Consider the following 14,830-nt stretch of genomic DNA (forward strand, 5'->3'; position numbering starts at 1 on the left):
ACGCAGGTCTCGTGGGCTCGGAGATGTGTATAAGAGACAGAGGCTGTAATGCTTAAATCAAAACATTACAGCCCTCTAATTCCCAGCTTAAAAGTACTATTAAAGCATGCCTCCGCAAACAGAAAGTGTTTGTCCGGTTACATAGGCACTCATATCTGATGCCAAGAAAACGCATACATTTGCAATGTCTTCTGTTTCTCCTGCCCTTTTTAATGGAATATCCTTTTCCCAACCCGCTACAACTGTAGGGTCTAGCACTTCGGTCATTTCAGTTTTGATAAAGCCTGGCGCAACTACATTGGCACGAATGTTACGAGAACCCAACTCTTTAGCCACCGATTTGGTAAAACCAATAATACCAGCTTTAGAAGCGGCATAATTAGCCTGCCCTGCATTACCTTGTACCCCAACCACCGAACTCATATTAATGAAAACGCCTTTACGGTTTTTCATCATCACCTTAGAAGCCGCCTTGGTAACGTTAAAGACCGATTTTAAGTTTACATTGATTACGTCATCCCAGTTTTCTTCGCTCATTCGCATCAATAAACCATCTTTGGTAATTCCTGCATTATTTACCACGATATCAATCGTTCCAAAATCAGCTACTATATCATTGATCAGTTTTTCAGCTTCATCAAACTTAGAAGCATCTGAACGATATCCTTTTACTGTTGTTCCAAAAGCTTGAAGCTCCTGCGCTAATCCTTGGCCTTTTTCTACCGAAGAAAGGTAGGTAAAAGCCACATTAGCTCCTTGTTTTGCAAATTCTTCGGCTATTTTTCTGCCTATTCCTTTTGATGCACCTGTCACCAATGCTGTTTTTCCTTGTAGTAATTTCATTATGAAATTTGTAATGTTTTAACGTTGTAAAGTTAACATTAATTGGTTAACTGTTTAATTGCTTAATTGACGAATTGTTTTAGCTGTATCTAAAACCGAAAATGCTACACCATCGGTTCTTGTTGACTTAAACAATGAAAGCTCCCCAACCCCCATATGATATCGGTAGAATCAATGCCTACCACTTCTCGATCTGGAAACACTTTTTGAATGATATCCAAGGCAATTTTATCATTCACATCCCTAAAAGTGGGTACGATTACCGCAGCATTTGCAATATAGAAATTGGCATAAGACGCGGGCAAACGGGTATCTTCATGAATTACCGGCGAAGGCATAGGCAATTGAATAATATTAAGCTTTCTACCATCCAATAAGGTCATAGCCTTTAAACGCTCCAGATTTTCCTGTAACAGTAAATAATTCTCGTCTAATGGATTACTTTCTATTGCCGTTAATACGGTATCCTCATTTACAAAACGAGTGATATCGTCAATATGACCATCTGTATCATCCCCTACAATACCATCGCCCACCCACAAAACCTGCTCAGCACCATAAAATTCCTTTAAGTAGGTTTCAATTTGTTCCTTGGAGAGATGAGGATTTCTGTTTTCGTTCAGCAAACAAGCCTCACTGGTTAAAATTGTACCTGCCCCATTAAACTCTACCGAACCTCCTTCCATCACAATATCTGGTGTAAAAAGAGGTAATTTAAAGTGTTGGGCAATTTTTGTTGGGATCACATCATCCAAATCATAAGGGGGATATTTGTTCCCCCAGGCATTATAGCCCCAGTCAACCACAGCCTTCTCATTTCCCTTTACCAAAAAAGCAGGTCCATGATCACGGCACCAGGCATCGTTGGTTTCATTAAAATAAAATTCAATCTGGCTCAAATCAGCTTCTACCTTTTCCAATTCGGAAATAGCTGCGGCCTTCATGGCTTCGTCTTTTACGTTGATACGTACTTTTTCTCCACTGGCCACCACCTTAATAAATTGGCAATAGGGCTCGTAGATCGTTTCTATTTTTCCTGGCCAGGAAGCCTCTTTATGTGGCCAGCTCAACCATGTGGCTTCATGCCTAGCCCATTCGGCCGGGAAAGTGTAACCTTTTCTTTTCGGAGAATTAAAAAAGTCTGATGTCGGAAGTCCGATGTCGGAAGTTATACCGCTCATTTATTTAAGTGTTTTTATCAGTGCAGAAATCAACGCCAAAATTTCCTCACAATTAGAATAATATTTATCAAAAATTTCCTTGGAAATGTAACCTCTTCTTATAGCCAAATGAAGGCAGTTAACCACTTCGATATCGCTTCTTAGCGCATAATTTAAAAACCTCTTGAATTCGGAATTACTTTGACCAGTACTGCCCTCGGCTATATTAAGAGAAATAGAATCTGCAGCTCTTTTCATTTGCGAAATTAAGACGTAAACTTCTTCTTTTGGAAAAGTTTTTGTTAACTTATCTATCTGCTAATTCTATCGACTTCTGCCAAACGCGTAATTTTTCAAATTTAAAAGACATAGTTAAATGTTAAGTAAAACCTACAATTCTTCGGTCATCGGTCTTCCGACCAAAAACTAATCCCCGTCTAAATACCTTTTGGTAATAGGCTGGTAAGAATCTATCCTTCTGTCCCTTAAGAATGGCCAATGTTTACGGAAGAAATCTGATTCCTTTAAGTCTATTTCAACTACGGTGGTCTCTTCCTCATCGTGCGATGCAAGGTACAACAGTTTTCCCTGGGCGTTGGTAGCAAAACTACCTCCCCAGAATTTCATTCTTCCTTCCTGTTCAAAGCCTACACGGTTTACACTTACTACAGGCACGCCATTAGCTACCGCATGAGAACGCTGAATGGTTTGCCAAGCATTATACTGATCTTTGTTGGTCTCTTCGTCTTGATCTGTAGCCCAACCAATAGCAGTAGGATAGAACATAATATCTGCGCCCATTAATGCCGTAATACGTGAAGCTTCCGGATACCATTGGTCCCAGCAGATCAAGATTCCAATTTTGGCAAACTTGGTTTGAAAAACCTTATAACCCAAATCGCCAGGGGTAAAATAAAACTTTTCATAGTAAGCCGGATCATCGGGAATATGCATTTTGCGATACTTCCCTAGATAAGAGCCATCGGCGTCCAATACCGCTGTAGTATTATGGTATAATCCTTCGGCACGTTTTTCGAACAATGAAGCGATAATAACCACCCCTAATTCTTTGGCCACTACCTGTAAGGCATCCGTAGATGGACCTGGAATAGCTTCGGCCAGATCAAAATTATCATAGTCTTCTACATCGCAAAAGTATAACGAAGTAAACAATTCCTGCAGACAGACAATTTGTGCCCCTCCAGCTGCAGCTTCCCGTACTTTAACAATGGCCTTATCTAAATTTTCTTGTTTATGATTAGTACAGCTCATCTGTACCAAGCCTACTTTTACTTTGCTCATATCTTTTAAAATAATTGACTGATTGACATGCCTGAACAATCAAAGTGAACATATGCCAACGTTTGACCCTCCAAAATATTAGTCATTCAAAATTCTCCGCAAAGCTACAGAAAAAGGCTGAAAGACTAAAGCATAGCCCTATCACAATATGCACAGCATAATAGTTCATAATGCTGTTTAGGCTCAATCTTATCCCCTATGCAAAAACAAAAAGTCCCGACAAACTGCCAAGACTTTTGAGTTATCATTGAGTGTGTTTTATTTTCCTAAACCGCCCATTTGTCCACCTTGCTGTTGCTCTTGCTTGATATCGTCATTCTTGATTTTCTTTTTCTCCGTGAACTTCAGCTTACCAAATTTATAGCTAAAGTTGAGGCCAAATGAACGTAGTGGATAGTAAATATTCTGGGTTTGATAAGTATCTGAAGATTGTGTAATGGTTTTAATATGCAAATCTCTGTGAAATGGATTTAATACATTTAAGCCAATAGATCCCTGTTTATTAAGGATATCTTTTTTCACCGCACCACCATAAAAGAACATTGGGTCTGTTTTACTTTGGTAGGTATAACGAGGTGAATTAACCACCCCATACAACTCTAGGTTCCAGCCACCCTTAAACGCAGTTGCCGAACGTAAGAAGATGTTATAGTTAAGATAAGTACCTTCATTCATTCCTGCTAAACTACCCTCTATCTTGTTAACTTCATAAGTATTTACACCTATATTACTCATTAAAGTCCATTTTGGCGTTGGGTTATAAGAAGCAAACAAGTTAGCTCCATAGCTTTGTGTGGTACCTACGTTACCAAATGTAGTTAATGTTTTACCAGAACCATCTTCCTTGATAATGCTCTCTATTACATTTTTGGTATTCCTATAGAATATCGATGCATTGATCATAGAGCCCTTAATAAAGGTTGAATAACCCAATTCTACATTATGGCTTAATTCTGGATTTAAATTTGGGTTACCTTGAAAAATATTGATCAAGTTAGACTCGTTTCGGAAAGGGTTTAAGTAAGCTAAGCTTGGACGTTGCACCCTTTTATTATAAGCTAATTTAATGGTGGTTTTTCCGTTAATCGTCTGTGAAAGTATTGCATTTGGAAATAAATTGAAGTAATCGTTCTTTACCGGATTACCATTTACATCGGTAAAGTTGATGGCCGTATACTCTCCACGTACCCCTCCCTTAAACTTGATTTTCTTGGTCAAATCAAAAGCAATGGTAGAATAACCTGCACCTACGTTCTGATCATAGTCAAAATTTTGGGCTGAATTCTGGGTAAATTCACTTTTTATATTTCTTAAGATAGCCTTTCCGCCCACTTCAAAAATTACTGATTTAGAAAATGGATAAACATAATCTGTTTGAACGGTATATTCCCTGTTCTTACCAACGTTATCGCTTGCAGTGTAGCTAATTGGCACACCTGTCTGGGTACGGTAATCATTAATGAAGTCGTTAGTATTTCTACCTTGGGTCAGCTGACCTGATACAGAAAACTCCTCGCCTTGTTTTTTACTGGTTCGTCTATAATCTAAGTTCCAGTCCAAGTTACTGTTGGTCATGTCTGTTTTGCTAACAATTGTTCCAGAAGATGCGCTATTAGTAGTAATGGCAGAGCTACCTGGTCCACCATTATAAAACCTGTTATACTTTGCATTGGTACTGACATTATTATAGGCGTTGAAATCGTAGTCCAAACCTAAACTACCATTATACATTTCACGTTTCCAATCTGAAACACCATCCTGTAAAACTTCGCTGAAAGGCAATTTATTATAAAACACCACTCTTGATTCTTGCGGGTAAGCTAACATTCCCCCAAAAGCAGTATTAGCACTAAAACGTCCAGTTTTTGCGGTAACATTAAAATTCCCTGTATTTTGGCGTGTACCTGCCGAAGCATTTACCGAACCACTTACTCCTTCTGCATTGCTTTTTTTGGTAATGATATTGATAATACCTCCAGAACCCTCTGCATCATATTTGGCAGATGGATTGGTAATTACCTCTACATTTTTAATTTGATCTGCAGGGATCATCTTTAAAGCATCTGCTACGCTATTGGCCATGGTACCAGAAGGTTTTCCATTAATCAGCACCCTTACTGCACTACCACGCAATTGTACGTTTCCATTGATATCGACCGATAACATGGGCACTTTACGCATCACATCTGTGGCATCGCCCCCAGCATTGGTGGCATCGGCTTCTGCATTATAAACCATACGGTCTATTTTATTCTCAATTATGTTTTTCTTACCCTCTATAGTTACCTCATTTAAGGTATTAGCACTCCCTCCCAAATAAAGTGTACCTGCATTATGATCAGGTTTTTCAGGCGTAGTTTTCACCACTATGTTTTTTGCTTTATAGCCAATAAAACCTACAATGAATTTATATTCATCTGGCGCCACATTCTGCAAGGTGATTTTGCCTTTTGCATCGGTAACTCCGCCATTTACGGCTTTATTATCTTTGATTTTCACCAAGGATACAGTAGCATACTCAATAGGTTGCTTGGTTAACGAATCTAAAATTGTAGCCGAAATACGTCCTGTAATTTTTGGTGCAGCACTGCCTCCTCCCATGCCAGGGAATTGCGCTTTTGCACTCATCATCATCATTAAACCGGCACAAATAAGTAAAAGTCTTTTCATCGAAATAATTTTTATTCTTGTTTTGTATTAGTACACCAAAGGTAGATTTTGTTACAAAATAGATAAAGCATTTTTTTATGACCTGAACGAAAACTTCGGTGAATGGTATTTTTTAAACGGCGAATGGTTATTGTATTTCTTATGTCTCGATTTTCGATCCACTTCAAACAATCTTTACATTTTTATAGTTTTATTAAACTAGGTCATTTAGCTTTGTAAGCATATGAAGTATATTTTGGTATTCTTAATCCTACTTACAGCGCTCTATTGTAAAAAACCAAATAATAATGATCTTCCCAAAGCTACCCATACCGCACCTCCATCCATTCCCTTTAAAAACTATTTGGGTATTAATCTCTTTGAGTGGGATTTTGTAGAACCCAATCTTCAGCAGGTAATCAGCGAGCGGAAAATGCACCTTGTAAAGGGCTTTGGCGGAATACGTCACTATCTTGACTGGGAAAAAATAGAGCTCACCGAGGGAAAATTCACCTTTAACCCTTCCCATTCCGGCAGTTGGCACTATGACAGCATGTATGAGAGGACCAAAAAAGAAAACGTTGATATTTTAGTGTGCTTAAAGACCATCCCTCCTTGGTTAATGAACACCTACCCCGAAGGAGAAAGAGACTATGAAAATGTTCCAGCTCCCTATGGTTCCAACAGAAGTGATCCAGCCTCTTATATCCTACAGGCTAAGGCAGGGTTCCAGTTTGCAGCACGGTATGGTTCAAACACCAACATTGACCAGTCTCTTATTAGCTTGAATACCAACTCCCGATGGCCCGGAGACGAGGCAAATGTCATAAAAATTGGACTTGGCATGATCAAATATATAGAATGTGATAATGAAAGAGATAAATGGTGGAAGGGTCCGAAAGCCGAGCAAAGCGCAGAAGAATACGCCGCTAACCTTTCGGCTTTTTATGATGGTCACAAAGGAAAGCTGGGCAACAATGTTGGCGTAAAAACTGCAGACCCTTCTATGAAAGTAGTAATGGCAGGCCTATCCATTCCCGATCCCAGTTATGTGGCAAGGATGATAGAATGGTGCAGAAAAAACAGGGGTCTCAGGGCAGATGGCTCCATCGACCTGTGTTTTGATGTGATTAACTACCACATTTACCCAAACGACACTGATCATACCAAAACCAGTAAGGCCACGGTAGGCGTAGCGCCTGAATTGTCTTCAATTGGGAGAATTGCAGATGATTTTTTAAAAATGTCTAAAGCACAAACCAAGAACATGGAGGTTTGGGTGACCGAAACTGGCTATGATGTGGCCACAGGAAGCATTCAAAGGGCCATTCCCATTGGCAACAAGTCTTCTTTCATTACCCAAGCCGATTGGAACCTACGTACGGCCCTACTTTATGCCAGACATCGAATAAATAAGTCGGTATTTTATATGTTGGATGATGTAAACCTCAATAGCAATGTACAATTTAGCTCATCTGGCTTTGTAAATGCAGACTATAGCCCACGACCTTCTTGGTATTACATGCAGCAAGCTAAATCTTTATTGGGAGACTACAGTTATGACCAAACCCTAAATAGCGATCCTTTAGTCGACCTATATAAGTTAAAAGATAAAGAAATCTATGTACTTACCATTCCAGATCAGGTAGGCCGAACGGGAAAATATACCCTAGATCTAGGAAAATCTAAACAGGCGATCATACACACGCTACAACAGGACAAGGAAAAGATGAGCAGCACAACCGTAGCTACCCTACAGGGAAAACTGGAGATCTCCGTTACAGAAACACCAATATTTATAGAGAAGCTTTAATGCTAATGATCTAAAAATAAACATCAACATAGACTTACGAAGTTGAAGGCTTTGCCATTCTAGAAACTTCGTAAGTCATAAATTAGCCTAAACTACAATATTTACAATCTTCCCTTTTACGAAGATGATTTTTTTAGGTTCCTTGCCTTCTAAATAGCCCTGAACCTGTTCATTTGCCAATACCGCCTCTTTTACCTGTGCCTCTTCCAAAGTCAAGCTGAGGTTAAGGTTCATCCTCATTTTCCCATTGATGGAAATGGGATAGGCAAACTCATCTTCAATCAAATAAGCAGGATTAAATGTTGGATATTTTGCTGTCGATAGATCTTCATGCCCCAACAACGACCATAGCTCTTCGCAAATATGTGGTGCATAAGGTGCCAATACCACAACCAGGTCTTCCAGTACCTGACGGTTTTTACATTTTAGATCTGTCAATTCGTTCACGGCAATCATAAAGCTGGAAACCGAAGTATTGAAAGAAAAACGTTCGATATCATCCTGTACCTTTTTAATGATTTTATGCAGGGCTTTCAATTCGGCCTTGGTCGGAATATCGTCACTTACATGGAACTCCCAAGCTTCATTGTGAAATAGGCGCCAAAATTTGCGCAAGAATTTAAACACCCCTTCAATACCATTGGTGTTCCAAGGCTTGCTCTGCTCTAATGGGCCTAAGAACATTTCATACATACGCAAGGTATCGGCACCGTATTGTTCAATCAGCACATCTGGGTTCACAACGTTGAATTTAGATTTCGACATCTTTTCTACTTCAACGCCGCAAACGTATTTTCCATTTTCTAAAATGAATTCAGCATCTGTAAATTCTGGTCTAAATTTCTTGAATGCTTCTAAATCTAAAATGTCATTCTCTACAATATTGACATCAACATGTAGAGCGATAAAAGTATCTTTATAAAGAGTTATACTATTAATCTTCTCTCCCAAAATTGAAAATAATTCAATTTTGAATAAATCCAGCAACTGCTTTTCATCATCTGTCAAAATCAATCTCCCCCCAAAAAACATCACATCTTCGCCAAATCTGATGGATTTTAGATGTTCTTCTTTCTTAAAAAACTTTTGAATTTTCTCAACCAAAGAGAACGAGACAAATGTATTCCTCAATACCGAATGGGCATCAGAGTCGATAGAACTTGCAGAACTATAATTGCCAAAACGATACACAAAATTACTTCTGCCCTGGATCATCCCCTGGTTAATCAGTTTCTTGAAAGGTTCTTCTTCCTGCACATAACCCAAATCTTTCAGGAATTTGTTCCAAAAACGGCTATACAACAAGTGACCCGTAGCATGTTCAGAGCCCCCAATGTACAAGTCTACATCCTTCCAATAATCAATAGCTTTTTTGTCTGCAAAAGCATCATTGTTCTGTGCATCCATATAACGATACCAATACCAGCTACTGCCGGCCCAACCTGGCATGGTAGAAAGCTCATATTCGTAGGTACCATCATATTTCCAACCATCAGCCCTGCCCAATGGCGGCTCTCCGGTTTCGGTAGGTAAATATTTATCAATTTCCGGCAGCACTAAAGGCAGCTCTTCTTCTTGCAATAAATAAGGTAGCCCCTCTTTAAAATAAACCGGAATAGGTTCGCCCCAATAACGTTGACGACCAAAAATAGCATCACGCTGGCGGTAGTTGACCTTTGCCTTTCCAACCCCCTGCTCTTCTAACCAATGGTTTAAAAAGGCTACAGCTTCTTTATAAGCCATGCCATTGATAAAGCCAGAGTTAATGTATTTCCCCTCCTTGGTAGGATCTGCCTGAACATCAATATCTTTTTGGCTGTCCAAGATCTGTACAATAGGCAGGTTAAAGTGTGTAGCAAACAGCCAATCGCGTTGATCGCCGCTTGGTACGCCCATTACTGCACCCGTACCATAACCAGCAAGCACATAATCTGCAATCCATAATGGTACCCGTTCGCCACTTACCGGGTTAATGACGTAAGTACCAGTAAAAGCCCCAGAAACCGTTTTCGTATCCGCCATGCGGTCTAGTTCCGATTTCTTTTTGGTTTGTGCAATATAATCTTCTACACTTTGTTTCTGTTCTGGTGTGGTCAATGCACCTACCCATTCATGTTCAGGTGCCAACACCAAATAAGAAACGCCAAAAATAGTATCCACACGTGTGGTAAATACTTCTATATATAAGTCCGATGCCTGTCCAATGTCCAAAGTTCCATTGTTCGACATTAAGTTTTCAACTTTAAACTTTACCGATGCGCCAACACTTTTACCAATCCAGTTACGCTGCATTTCCTTAATAGGTTCTGGCCAATCAATGGTGTCTAATCCCTGCAATAAGCGTTCTGCATAAGCAGTAATACGCATGCTCCACTGCATCATTTTCTTTTGCTCTACCGGATATCCACCACGTTCAGAAAAACCATCTTTTACTTCGTCATTGGCCAAAACCGTTCCCAAAGCCGGACACCAGTTTACCGTACTTTCCTTAAGATAGGTCAAACGATACTTCAACAGTTCTTCCTGCTTTTCTTCGGCCGTAAAATTAGCCCAATCGCTAGGCAGAAACGTCCTTACATCTTCATCACATACCGCTTTTACATCGGCACTGCCTGAGGCATTAAATTTTTCTATCAAAGTGGTAATATCTTCAGCCTTATCACTCTCCAGGTTGTACCAGGAATTGAACAACTGCATGAATATCCACTGTGTCCATTTATAATAAGACGGATCACTGGTACGTACTTCACGGCTCCAGTCAAAAGAGAAACCTATTTGATCCAACTGGCGGCGATAAGTAGCAATATTAGCTTCTGTAGTGACTGCAGGATGTTGACCTGTTTGGATAGCATATTGTTCTGCCGGTAGACCAAACGAATCATAACCCATGGGATGCAATACATTAAATCCTTTTAGCCGTTTATATCTTGAAAAGATATCCGAAGCAATATAGCCAAGCGGATGTCCCACATGCAACCCTGCTCCAGATGGATAGGGGAACATATCTAAAACATAATATTTGGGTTTGCCAGAATTGGTGTCGGCTTTAAAAGATTGGTGATCTGCCCAGTACTTTTGCCACTTTCTCTCTATCTCTTTAAATTGATAATCCATTAATGCGCTGTTTCTAAATAGTTTGCAAAAGTAAGGAAATTAAGCCTGTTTTGGTAGCGAGCTGCAAATAAAAAAACACCGTCTTTAACCAACGGTGTGCACTTATTTATCCTATATATTTAAAGTTGTACTATCGATAGAGATAGTATGTTTCGGTAACTTTCGGATTAGACCCAACTACCGTACCTGTAAACTGAAACTTATTTTCGCTTATCTGATCCACTTTACAGTCCAGGCCTTTGGCGGCAAACCTCAAAAACAGCGCATCGCCTATGGTGGTGGTAAATGTACCCAGTATCGTATTGCTTGCGAGTTTTAATTCTACATCATTATTGGTATTGTTTTTAAAATCCATATAATCTGATGATTGATAATTAGTAGTTGTAGTGGTCCTTCCAGTTTCCTGTACAGTTGCCACCTGAATTTTTTCAACTGTCCATTTTCCCAAAATTTTTGCACTGAGCGGCTTTGTTTCTTCGCTTTGCTTCTTACATGCCGTAAAGGCGATCATAATGGCCAAAACCGCTCCCAGGCATACGAATTGTCTTTTCATATCTAAATAAATTTAATGTGCGCTTACCAGAGCGATAGCATTAGCTTTCCAAAAACAACAATTCATATGCCAGTTATTAAATTATAACGTAGTTAAATAGTGTTAAAGTAAAACCCTTAAGCTAATTTTTTTATATTTTAGTATGGTAAAGACCTATGTTTAGGTAAACAAAAGGCCATTTAATTTAAGTTTTAACTTATCTTTCCTTATTTTCGCAGAAACAAAAATGTATATATGGAAGAATTTGAAGTAAGTCAAGCCTCGAAAAAAACCAAAACGGTATATGTTTCTACCATTTTTAGCATTGCCTTAGTCTTGTTAATGTTGGGTATGCTGGGTTTAATCTTGGTACATGCCAAAAATTTATCTAATTACGTTAAGGAAAATATTGTACTCAATATTATTGTGGATGAAGGTGCAAAAGAAACCGAAATCCTGGCTTTCCAAAAAGAGCTTAACAACAATGTGGCCATTAAGCAGACCCAATATGTAAACAAAGAAGTTGCACAACATAATCTTACCAAAGATTTGGGAGAGGATTTTGTGAATTTTTTAGGCTATAATCCTCTTTTGTCTACCATTGACGTTTACCTTAAGGCAGATTATGCCAACAACCAAAACATCGATGCCTTAAGAAAGGATATAGAAAAAAATCCGATTGTTAAGGAAGTTGTCTATCAAAGTTCATTAATTGATATGGTGAACAAGAATATCAGTACCATTGGTTTGATCGTACTGGGTTTTGCGGCAATCCTTTTGGTCATTGCCATTGCCCTCATCAACAACACCATTCGTTTAGCCATTTTCTCCCAGCGTTTCCTCATCAAAAGCATGCAATTGGTAGGGGCCACCAAGAACTTTATTAGAAAACCTTTCGTACTGGTAGCTGCCCTACATGGCCTTATTGCCTCTTTTATAGCCATTATCATTCTTTTAGGATTGTTATACTACGCTCAAAAAGAAATACCTGAAATTTTAATTTTAAGAAACTTTACCGAATTTGGTATTGTATTCATCAGCATGGTAGTGGTTGGTATTTTCATTACTTCGGCTAGCACTTTATTTGCGGTAAGCAGATACCTACGTTTAAAAATTTATGATTTATATAGATAATGGCAGATAAAAAATCTTCTCCTGCAACTCAGGAACAAAAAAACGAACTTGTTTTTACCAAAAAAAACTATCAATTACTATTGATCAGTATTGGTATAGTAGTACTTGGCTTTATATTGATGATGGGTGCTGATGGTGATATCTATGATACCAGAAGAACTTTGATTGCCCCTATGGTGGTGCTATTGGGCTTCAGTTTTGGTGTTTATGCCATCTTAAAAAAATAAGTTCATGGATTTTCTACAAACCCTTATCCTTTCTATTATAGAAGGAATAACGGAATTTTTACCGGTTTCTTCAACCGGACATATGATTATTGCCTCTTCCATAATGGGAATTGACAAAGATCCTTTCGTGAAACTTTTTGAAATTGCTGTACAACTTGGCGCTATCCTTTCAGTAGTCGTTTTTTACCGGAAAAAGTTTTTCCCTTTAAACCATTGGAAATTTTACCTTAAACTGGTTATTGCCTGTATTCCTGCAGCAGTTCTAGGCATGTTGCTACAAAAGAAGATCGACAGTTTGCTCGAAAGTCCGGTTACTGTAGCAGTGATGTTGGTTGTGGGCGGTATCGTACTTCTTTTTATTGACCGCTTCTTTAATAAACCAACGATACAAACAGAACCCGAAATATCCAACAAGAGCGCTTTTCTGATTGGATGCTGGCAATGTTTGGCTATGATTCCCGGCACCAGTAGAAGTGCTGCAAGTATCATTGGAGGAATGCAACAAAAACTAACCAGATCTGTTGCAGCAGAGTTTTCTTTCTTTTTAGCGGTACCTACAATGGTAGGGGCTACAGGCTTAAAGCTATTTAAAGCTTATAAAGAAACACCGGAGATCTTAAAAGACAAACATAACCTGATGCTACTTGGTGCAGGTAATTTAATTGCCTTTATAGTTGCTTTATTGGCTATAAAATTCTTTATTGGCTATGTACAAAAATATGGCTTTAGGCTATTTGGCTGGTACAGAATTGTTTTTGGTTTATTATTTTTAGCCTTGTATTATCAGGGACTTATACAGCTTTAATGATTGAATTTCCTGATTTCAATTTTGCAGAAGGAGAGCTCCTGCTCATCAACAAACCTTACAAATGGACCTCATTTGATGTGGTGGGCAAGATCAGAAACTCCCTAAAGCCACAGAAGTTGAAAGTTGGCCATGCAGGCACTTTAGACCCCTTGGCTACAGGTCTTCTTATTATCTGTACGGGCAAGCTCACCAAGCAGATCGACACCTACCAGGCTGAAGAAAAAGAATATACGGGCACTATGGTATTAGGTGCTAGCACTCCTTCTTTTGATATGGAAACGGAGATCGATGCCAGTTTTGACATTTCCAAAATCACCGAAGCGCAAATTTATGCCGCTACCGATCCCTTCACAGGTGACATTTCCCAATATCCTCCTGCCCATTCTGCCGTAAAAGTAAACGGTGAACGTTTATATGTAAAAGCAAGATTAGGCGAAGAGGTAGAACTGAAGAAGCGCTTTGTTACAGTTAGTACATTTGAAATTACACGTATTGCATTGCCTGAAGTTGATTTTAGGATTGTATGTAGCAAAGGCACCTACATTCGTTCACTTGTATCAGATTTTGGCAAGGCGCTGAACAATGGAGCCTATCTCTCTAAATTAACCAGAACAAGAAGTGGCAACTTTTTATTGGACAATGCTTTTGAGCTCACGGATTTAGTTGCTTATCTTCGTCATAAAAAAGAAGAGGTTAAAGCAAATACTCCAACTCATTTATAATGCAAACAGCAAAAAGAACTGAAGGGCTACGTTTAATTAAAGAAGTAGTTTTCATGTGCATGGGTGTAATTTCTGCATGTTTTGGGCTGAAAAGTTTTCTTATGCCCGAAGATTTTATAGATGGTGGTGTTACCGGTATTTCCCTACTGATCAGTACGCTCACCAAATGGAATCTCTCTTATTTGATCATTGTGATTAACATTCCATTTATCATATTGGGCTATAAACAGATTGGAAAAACATTTGCACTAAAAACGGCAATAGCCATCACAGCACTTTCATTAGCCCTTATATTTATACCTTTCCAGCCTATTACACATGAAAAAGTGCTCGTAGCCTTTTTTGGGGGCTTCTTTCTAGGTGGCGGCATAGGCTTGGCCATGCGGGGAGGTTGTGTAATAGACGGAAAAGTTCGAAGGATAATTAAGATGGGTACGGGTTAATTTTGCATGTCTCAGGCCCCTGGCTAATCCTCTTCGTTCTACTAAAATTGACCTTGGCTTATTCGGGATGAACAAATTAGTCT

13 protein-coding genes are annotated in these 14,830 nt (G+C 39.0%); 6 read left to right on the plus strand and 7 right to left on the minus strand.

From position 1 onward, the window contains the following. Positions 1–99: 99 nt before the first annotated feature. From fabG to JHD79_RS21330, 5 genes are all read right to left on the minus strand, one after another. Positions 100–843 (minus strand): 3-oxoacyl-[acyl-carrier-protein] reductase, encoded by a 744-nt coding sequence (fabG, locus tag JHD79_RS21310; RefSeq protein WP_199121384.1) that lies wholly within the window; start codon positions 841–843, stop codon positions 100–102. Positions 844–947: 104 nt separating this feature from the next. Continuing rightward, positions 948–2,024: an agmatine/peptidylarginine deiminase gene (locus tag JHD79_RS21315; protein WP_199121385.1), complete on the minus strand. Its 1,077-nt coding sequence runs from the start codon at positions 2,022–2,024 to the stop codon at positions 948–950. Then, a complete protein-coding gene (locus JHD79_RS21320) occupies positions 2,025–2,261 on the minus strand; it encodes a four helix bundle protein (RefSeq protein ID WP_233164820.1) in 237 nt (78 codons plus the stop codon). It abuts the gene before it with no gap. Between the two features lie 168 nt (positions 2,262–2,429). Next, positions 2,430–3,305 carry a carbon-nitrogen hydrolase gene (locus JHD79_RS21325; RefSeq protein ID WP_199121386.1) on the minus strand — a complete coding sequence of 292 codons (876 nt, stop codon included), beginning with the start codon at positions 3,303–3,305 and terminating at the stop codon, positions 2,430–2,432. 258 nt (positions 3,306–3,563) lie between these two features. Then, a complete protein-coding gene (locus tag JHD79_RS21330; RefSeq protein ID WP_199121387.1) occupies positions 3,564–5,975 on the minus strand; it encodes a TonB-dependent receptor domain-containing protein in 2,412 nt (803 codons plus the stop codon). 223 nt (positions 5,976–6,198) lie between these two features. Here JHD79_RS21330 and JHD79_RS21335 point away from each other — a divergent pair, with 223 nt between their 5' ends. Next, a complete protein-coding gene (locus JHD79_RS21335) occupies positions 6,199–7,767 on the plus strand; it encodes a hypothetical protein (protein ID WP_199121388.1) in 1,569 nt (522 codons plus the stop codon). A gap of 87 nt (positions 7,768–7,854) precedes the next feature. Here the strand turns inward: JHD79_RS21335 and JHD79_RS21340 are convergent, their stop codons facing one another. Both JHD79_RS21340 and JHD79_RS21345 read right to left on the minus strand, forming a co-directional pair. After that, positions 7,855–10,881, minus strand: coding sequence for a leucine--tRNA ligase (locus tag JHD79_RS21340; protein WP_199121389.1), 3,027 nt, complete (start codon positions 10,879–10,881; stop codon positions 7,855–7,857). A 130-nt stretch (positions 10,882–11,011) separates the two neighbouring features. Further along, entirely contained in the window at positions 11,012–11,434 is a 423-nt protein-coding gene (locus tag JHD79_RS21345; protein ID WP_199121390.1) for a hypothetical protein, read from the minus strand. Positions 11,435–11,668: 234 nt separating this feature from the next. Between JHD79_RS21345 and JHD79_RS21350 the strand changes: the two genes are divergently transcribed. From JHD79_RS21350 to JHD79_RS21370, 5 genes are read left to right on the plus strand one after another with little or no spacing between them, the layout of a single operon-like run. Further along, positions 11,669–12,547 carry an ABC transporter permease gene (locus JHD79_RS21350; protein WP_199121391.1) on the plus strand — a complete coding sequence of 293 codons (879 nt, stop codon included), beginning with the start codon at positions 11,669–11,671 and terminating at the stop codon, positions 12,545–12,547. Then, positions 12,547–12,774 (plus strand): DUF3098 domain-containing protein, encoded by a 228-nt coding sequence (locus tag JHD79_RS21355; protein WP_199121392.1) that lies wholly within the window; start codon positions 12,547–12,549, stop codon positions 12,772–12,774. The genes JHD79_RS21350 and JHD79_RS21355 overlap by 1 nt, the downstream gene beginning before the upstream one ends. 4 nt (positions 12,775–12,778) lie before the next feature. Next, a complete protein-coding gene (locus tag JHD79_RS21360; protein WP_199121393.1) occupies positions 12,779–13,579 on the plus strand; it encodes an undecaprenyl-diphosphate phosphatase in 801 nt (266 codons plus the stop codon). Next, positions 13,579–14,304, plus strand: coding sequence for a tRNA pseudouridine(55) synthase TruB (gene truB / locus JHD79_RS21365; RefSeq protein ID WP_199121394.1), 726 nt, complete (start codon positions 13,579–13,581; stop codon positions 14,302–14,304). Before JHD79_RS21360 ends, truB begins: the two co-directional genes overlap by 1 nt. Then, on the plus strand, positions 14,304–14,747 hold the full coding sequence (locus JHD79_RS21370) for a YitT family protein (RefSeq protein WP_199121395.1): 444 nt from the start codon (positions 14,304–14,306) through the stop codon (positions 14,745–14,747). Before truB ends, JHD79_RS21370 begins: the two co-directional genes overlap by 1 nt. Positions 14,748–14,830 lie beyond the last annotated feature (83 nt).

The sequence above is a fragment of the Pedobacter sp. ASV28 genome, assembly GCF_016428855.1.
Taxonomy (GTDB): domain Bacteria; phylum Bacteroidota; class Bacteroidia; order Sphingobacteriales; family Sphingobacteriaceae; genus Pedobacter.

What these genes read in the sequence shown, in the direction of transcription:
- fabG (WP_199121384.1), bottom strand. Translation starts at nt 843, where the DNA reads ATGAAATTACTACAAGGAAAAACAGCATTGGTGACAGGTGCATCAAAA.
- JHD79_RS21315 (WP_199121385.1), bottom strand. Translation starts at nt 2,024, where the DNA reads ATGAGCGGTATAACTTCCGACATCGGACTTCCGACATCAGACTTTTTT.
- JHD79_RS21320 (WP_233164820.1), bottom strand. Translation starts at nt 2,261, where the DNA reads ATGAAAAGAGCTGCAGATTCTATTTCTCTTAATATAGCCGAGGGCAGT.
- JHD79_RS21325 (WP_199121386.1), bottom strand. Translation starts at nt 3,305, where the DNA reads ATGAGCAAAGTAAAAGTAGGCTTGGTACAGATGAGCTGTACTAATCAT.
- JHD79_RS21330 (WP_199121387.1), bottom strand. Translation starts at nt 5,975, where the DNA reads ATGAAAAGACTTTTACTTATTTGTGCCGGTTTAATGATGATGATGAGT.
- JHD79_RS21335 (WP_199121388.1), top strand. Translation starts at nt 6,199, where the DNA reads ATGAAGTATATTTTGGTATTCTTAATCCTACTTACAGCGCTCTATTGT.
- JHD79_RS21340 (WP_199121389.1), bottom strand. Translation starts at nt 10,881, where the DNA reads ATGGATTATCAATTTAAAGAGATAGAGAGAAAGTGGCAAAAGTACTGG.
- JHD79_RS21345 (WP_199121390.1), bottom strand. Translation starts at nt 11,434, where the DNA reads ATGAAAAGACAATTCGTATGCCTGGGAGCGGTTTTGGCCATTATGATC.
- JHD79_RS21350 (WP_199121391.1), top strand. Translation starts at nt 11,669, where the DNA reads ATGGAAGAATTTGAAGTAAGTCAAGCCTCGAAAAAAACCAAAACGGTA.
- JHD79_RS21355 (WP_199121392.1), top strand. Translation starts at nt 12,547, where the DNA reads ATGGCAGATAAAAAATCTTCTCCTGCAACTCAGGAACAAAAAAACGAA.
- JHD79_RS21360 (WP_199121393.1), top strand. Translation starts at nt 12,779, where the DNA reads ATGGATTTTCTACAAACCCTTATCCTTTCTATTATAGAAGGAATAACG.
- truB (WP_199121394.1), top strand. Translation starts at nt 13,579, where the DNA reads ATGATTGAATTTCCTGATTTCAATTTTGCAGAAGGAGAGCTCCTGCTC.
- JHD79_RS21370 (WP_199121395.1), top strand. Translation starts at nt 14,304, where the DNA reads ATGCAAACAGCAAAAAGAACTGAAGGGCTACGTTTAATTAAAGAAGTA.